Here is a 5,989-nt window from a genome sequence, read left to right on the forward strand (position 1 = left end):
CGCTGGCATCCGGTCGAGTCGGGCAAGGCCGACTTGCGGAAGAAACAAGGGTTCTTGATGCAGTTCGGTCGGTGCTGCTTCCCGCACAGGACTGGCTGGGGCACCGTATCCTAGTGTCAGCAGGACCAACCCAGGAACCGATCGATCCGGTTCGGTTCATATCGAATCGATCGTCCGGGAAAATGGGCTACGCGCTGGCTGAGGCGGCAAGAAAGCGCGGCGCTCACGTTACGCTCGTCACCGGTCCCACGTCTCTCCCGGTGCCCCCGGGAATCGAGGTCGTTCAGGTTGAAACGGCGGACGAGATGATGGAGGCCTTGAGTACAAGGCTGTCGCAGTCTACTGCGGTGATTATGGCTGCCGCGGTTGCCGACTTTCGGCCGAAGAACGCCGCTTCGCAGAAGCTGAAGAAGCAGGAGAAAAAGCAGAGCACCCTCGATCTGGAGCGGACAACGGACATCCTGTCCGCGCTCTCGGCACAGCGCACACACCAATTGCTGATCGGGTTTGCTGCGGAAACGAACGATGTGCTGGCCCACGCCCAGGCGAAGCTCAAACAAAAGGGACTCGATCTGATCGTTGCCAACGATGTCACAAAAACCGGTTCCGGATTCGGCAGTGATCACAATGTCGTGACTTTGATCGATCGAGACGGACACACGACGGCTCTTCCCTTGCTGACGAAACGGGAGGTCTCCGACAGGATTCTCGACGCCGCTCGAGCGTTGATGTGTCCAGCGCCAGTGCATGAACCCGTCTCAAAGATAATGGAGGGACGCTGACCATGGCTTCGAACCAGAAGAATGCCGCTGAAATTGATCGTCTTGCCGTTCAGTTGGCGAAAAATCCTCAATCGAAGGTCTTTCTTCCTCTGGCTGAAGAATACTGCAAAGTCGGCATGTGGGAAGAGGCCGTATCGGTATTGGAAGAAGGCTTGAAGCACTACCCTGGATTTATTACCGCGATGGTCGCTCTCGGGCGGACGTATGACCAATTGGATCAGCCGACCAAGGCGAGGGCCGTTCTCGAAGGTGCCGTCAAGCTCAGTCCAGACAACCTGCGTGCCCACCGTACCTTGATCAAAATTTACCAGGCGCAAGGTCTGACGGAAGAAGTTCTTCAATCGTGCCGCGTGATTCTTGCGATGAACCCACGCGATGAAGAGGCGCTGTCCGTTCAAGCTTCGCTGAGTGTGCCGGATGAACTTGACCCTCAGGACAATTCGTTGTCCGTAGATGCTGGGACGTTGGTATCTACTTCAGGTGCTTCCTCTGCGCAGATGCCGCAAGTATCCAATCCAGATCCCAAGGTTCAGGACGAAGCTCCACCTCAGGTGCTGGAACAGCCAAGCACACGAAAATGGTCAGATGCCGAGGTCCGTTCCCAGGAAACGACGGGGGAAACATCTCTCAATCTGATGGAGAGTTACACAGAACCAACCTTGGAGGAGCAAAACCAAGTTCACCGTGAATCTCATGCAGAAATCTCGTTAGAATCGCCACCTCCTGCTTCCGAGATCACTGCCGTCTCGCCGCGCCATGCCAAGATGATTGCCAAGTTGGAATCCTGGTTGCGCTCGATCGAGCGACATCGGCGTGATCGCGTGATACCGAGCGATCGCGCCGCATAAATTGCTCAATACATTCCAATAGTTTGACCGTTTTGAGAGGGCCTGTTACAATGCCGCCCTGCTGGGATTTTTTTAGCGGAAACAGCTCACCTGGCTTGAGAAACGTCGTCTAAGACATGCTCCGGATCCTAGTCCTTCATGGTCCCAATTTGAACCTGCTCGGCAGCCGGGAACAGGCTATTTACGGTACGCAGTCCCTGGATACCATCGATGTGGCCTTGACTAAGCTGGCTGATGAGTTGACCGTAGCGGTGGACATTCGGCAATCAAATAGCGAGAGCGAACTTGTGACGTGGATTCAAGAGGCAAAGGGGGGCTATGAGGGGATTATTATCAATCCCGCCGCCTATACCCACACGAGCATAGCCATTCGCGATGCAGTGGCAGCGGTGGGTTTGCCCACGGTTGAAGTCCACCTGTCGAATATTCACCGGCGAGAACCGTTTCGCCGTCATTCCTTCCTGGCAGATGTTGCATTAGGGCAGATCTCTGGATTAGGCGCTACTGGATACCTCTTGGCGCTCCGAGGATTGCACGATCACGTGATTGCCAGGAAAAAAAGCAGGAAGGTGTCCGTGTCTCGCCGACAGAAAAAGAAGGCGAGATAGTGTAGACATGCCATCATTTCATTCATTCCGTCCGCGATATTGCGAGGTGAAGGGAGTGTCGAGTGATTTCCACGACTGATTTTCGCAGTGGGGTGCGACTGATGGTCGACGGCGAGCCCTATTACATCGTCGATTTTCAGCACGTCAAACCCGGGAAAGGTGGCGCGTTTGTTCGAACCAAATTGAAAAGCTATTTGACCGGAAACGTTCTCGATCGGACGTTTCGGTCTGGCGAGCGGTTCGAGGAACCGGATCTCGAAGAAAGGGAAATGCAGTTTCTCTATGCCACGGGTGATGACTACACCTTTATGGACACGGACACATACGAGCAGCTCACGTTTGAAAAGAAACAGTTGGGCGAGAATGCCGATCTGCTCAAAGAGAACATGAGCGTGAAGATCTTGATTTATGAGCATCGGCCCATTGCCGTGGATCTACCGATTTTTATCGAATTGAAAGTCGTCGATGCCGAGCCGGGGGTCAGGGGCGATACAGCGTCCGGCGGCACCAAGCCTGCTGTTGTTGAAACCGGGGCCACGATCAAGGTTCCGCTCTATTTGGAGGTAGGCACCGTGATCAAGATCGACACCCGTACCAGAGCCTACGTGGAGCGCGTGCGGTGAGCCGCAAGAAGACCCGTCAATCGAAACCGCGCGGCACGCCGATCGTGTTGCCGGGTGCCTTCGGTGAAAGCAAGAGGGCCCAGGATGCCGCCGCGCAGAACAAGCAGATCCAGGACATGATCGATCTGCTGAAACGGAACCACCTCACCGAGTTGGAAATCGAACGGGCAGGGGTCCGCATTCGTGTCCGTCACGAAGCCGGTGTGAAAACCATCGCTGCGACCGTGACGGAGCAGGGAACAGCTTCCGCACCGACAGTCTCGCAACCGGTTGCGCAGCCCAGCACCAGCGTCGAGGACATCAACGGCCAGATCACGATTACCTCGCCGATTGTGGGAACGTTCTATCGCTCACCCTCTCCGGACGCCGATCCCTACGTTGAGGAAGGCGATTTTGTCAAAAAAGGGCAAGTCCTGTGTATCGTCGAGGCGATGAAACTCATGAACGAGATTGAGTCGGAGGTCGACGGGCGCATCACGAAAATTCTGGTGGAAAGCACCAAGCCGGTTGAATACGGCCAGGCACTCTTTCTCATAGACCCGAAAGCCGCCCCGTAGTTTCCTTCCTCTTTCAAGCAGCGGAGTCTATACGTGTTCAAGAAAGTTCTGGTCGCCAATCGTGGAGAAATTGCACTGCGGGTCATCCGCGCGTGCAGAGAACTGGGCATCAAGACCGTGGCCATCCATTCGGAAGCTGATGCCAACAGTTTGCACGTCCGGGCCGCAGACGAGCGGATTTGCGTCGGCCCTCCGGAAGCCGCCTTGAGCTATCGAAACATTCCCAACGTTCTCAGCGCTGCAGAGATCACGGGCGCCGATGCCATTCATCCCGGCTATGGATTTCTGTCTGAGAACGCCCATTTTGCGGAAGTCTGCGAATCGATCGGCGTCAAGTTCATCGGCCCTTCATCGGAACACATTGCCCTCATGGGCGATAAGGCCAAGGCGAGAGAAATCGTGGCGGGACGCGGCTTGCCTGTTACGCCGGGGAGCCCGGGCGAACTCAAAAGCGAGCAGGAAGCCCGCGACGCCGCCATGAAAATCGGCTACCCCGTCATCATCAAGGCCGCAGCCGGCGGAGGCGGGCGCGGCATGCGAGTCGTTAATACGGCCGACGATCTGGGGCGAGCCTTTCAAGCGGCTCAGGCTGAAGCCAAGGCGACATTCGGCAACGATAGCGTGTATCTCGAACGGTACTTTCTCGAGCCCCGGCACATCGAAGTCCAGATCATGGCGGACACTCGTGGCCATGTCGTCCATCTCGGGGAACGTGATTGCTCGATTCAACGACGACACCAGAAACTTGTGGAAGAAACGCCTTCACCGGCCGTGGATGAGAAACTCAGGAGGGAAATCGGGCGTGTCGCCGTGGAGGCTGTCAAAGCGGTCCATTACCGGAACGTCGGCACCGTTGAATTTCTCCTGGACAAAGACCGGCATTTCTTCTTCATGGAGGTCAACACGCGTATTCAAGTGGAACATCCCATCACGGAGATGGTGACCGGTATCGATCTGATCAAAGAACAAATTCGATTGGCCGATGGACAGCCGCTTTCCTTCAGGCAGCAAGACATCCATCTGAACGGCCATAGCCTGGAATGCCGGATCAATGCCGAAGATCCGGAAAAGTTTACACCCTCGCCGGGTTTGATTACCAAGTACAGCGCGCCGGGCGGGTTCGGCGTTCGTGTCGACTCCGTCATGGAATCCGGCTCAATGGTCGTGCCGCATTACGATTCCATGATTGCTAAACTGATAACCCATGGTCGCAACCGGCAGGAATCCATCGCCCGCATGCGCCGGGCGCTTGATGAGTTCGTGATCGAGGGCATCAAGACCACTATTCCACTCCACAAGCGCATCCTCAACGACCCGGACTTTCAAAAAGGGCACGTGTCGACGACGTTCCTCGAACGGTTCCTGGCCGGCTAGATGTATCACCTCTGCTAGAAGACTCCACGTCTTTGCCTCGACTCAGTGAAAATGCTTTCTGATCCAATCGAATTACCCGAGCGGGTACATCGACATGACCACATTGTTCAAATGTGAGTTGAGGCAACCAGTCAGATCGTGAGTGAAAAAAACGGTGTGACCAGATGGCTGTCCCAAGGGCTTCTGAGAAAAGACTCCCGACCGTTTTGTTCTTCCCATACCATGTCAGTCGGCTTTGCCCGGCATGCTGTTCGTAAAACGGCGGACCGCTTCGCCGATGATCGTAGCGGCCTGTTCTTTGGAGGTGACTTCGGCAGGAAACTGGTGGAGTAATTCACCCGCGAGATCGTCAATTCGGTGCTGTCCGTCGAACCGGCTGAGGACATACCGTTCGATTTCGCCGCGGCGCGACAGTGACGGCGCGAGATTATCCGGCAGGCCAGGAGGGGCGGAGGCCGATTCGAGTGATCCACGCCGGCTGGAATGTTCGAACACCTGTCCATTCACCTCGACCCGCCAGTTCCAATATTCACCGTTGCCGGTCGATTGCACCTTGGCGGCGATGCGGTTCCCTCGATCGACGAACACCGGCTTGTCGATGGGAAAAAACGCGAGGCCCCAATGGGAGGCCGTATCGTTAGGCCCGTTGGAAATCGACAGGCCCGGCATCAATTCGGCATTGAACCAGCCGGCCAACCCATGGAGCTTCCCCTTGCGCTGCGCGTAGACCGACAGTTCGGTCTCGATCTCGCTCTTCTTCGTGTCGGCAAAGAGAATATGGTCCACGCTGGTCGGTTGGCTGAGAAACGTGCCTTCGTGGAGTTTCAACGGATGGAAATTATTCACTGTCAGCGCACGGACGGGGGAGAAGTCCAACCCGTGACAGCCGGTGATCCAGAAATCGACGACGTGTTGGTAGAACTGGGGCATCTCCACCGGGACGAGAAATAAATCCAAACTGTGAGGAATGAGACGGCCGCCGGGCTTGAGAAACCGATCGCGCGCATCGGTCAACGACCCGAGAATCCCTTCTTCGAACCCGAACGTTCCCATGGTCTCGGTGACGATGACATCAACCTTCTCCGGCAAGTCGACGTGGAAAGAGACGTCTTTGAAGAACGTTACTTTGTCCTGCATCCGGTTTTGCGCGGCGACGAGTTTGGCGATCTCGATGACGTCTTCGCTTTCGATGGCATA

7 protein-coding genes are annotated in these 5,989 nt (G+C 55.9%); 6 read left to right on the forward strand and 1 reads right to left on the reverse strand.

Features of this window, described 5'->3' with window-relative positions; translation table 11 throughout:
- From coaBC to accC, 6 genes are all read left to right on the forward strand, one after another.
- Nucleotides 1-782: bifunctional phosphopantothenoylcysteine decarboxylase/phosphopantothenate--cysteine ligase CoaBC (gene coaBC, locus ACWVCN_RS01375; RefSeq protein WP_455243714.1), on the forward strand; the 782-nt coding region annotated here is incomplete at its 5' end.
- Between the two features lie 2 nt (nt 783-784).
- Nucleotides 785-1,630 carry a tetratricopeptide repeat protein gene (locus ACWVCN_RS01380; protein WP_455243715.1) on the forward strand — a complete coding sequence of 282 codons (846 nt, stop codon included), beginning with the start codon at nt 785-787 and terminating at the stop codon, nt 1,628-1,630.
- Nucleotides 1,631-1,746: 116 nt separating this feature from the next.
- Nucleotides 1,747-2,238, forward strand: coding sequence for a type II 3-dehydroquinate dehydratase (aroQ, locus tag ACWVCN_RS01385; RefSeq protein WP_455243716.1), 492 nt, complete (start codon nt 1,747-1,749; stop codon nt 2,236-2,238).
- A 62-nt stretch (nt 2,239-2,300) separates the two neighbouring features.
- Entirely contained in the window at nt 2,301-2,861 is a 561-nt protein-coding gene (efp, locus tag ACWVCN_RS01390; RefSeq protein ID WP_455243717.1) for an elongation factor P, read from the forward strand.
- Entirely contained in the window at nt 2,858-3,418 is a 561-nt protein-coding gene (gene accB, locus ACWVCN_RS01395; protein WP_455243718.1) for an acetyl-CoA carboxylase biotin carboxyl carrier protein, read from the forward strand. The genes efp and accB overlap by 4 nt, the downstream gene beginning before the upstream one ends.
- A gap of 33 nt (nt 3,419-3,451) precedes the next feature.
- Complete coding sequence (accC, locus tag ACWVCN_RS01400; RefSeq protein WP_455243719.1) at nt 3,452-4,792, forward strand: acetyl-CoA carboxylase biotin carboxylase subunit; 1,341 nt, start codon at nt 3,452-3,454, stop codon at nt 4,790-4,792.
- Between the two features lie 225 nt (nt 4,793-5,017).
- On the opposite strand, the gene ACWVCN_RS01405 is transcribed toward accC, so the two are convergent.
- Nucleotides 5,018-5,989 (reverse strand): hypothetical protein (locus ACWVCN_RS01405; RefSeq protein WP_455243720.1); only part of this gene is annotated, 972 nt, incomplete at its 5' end.

The sequence above is a fragment of the Petrachloros mirabilis genome (assembly GCF_975968855.1).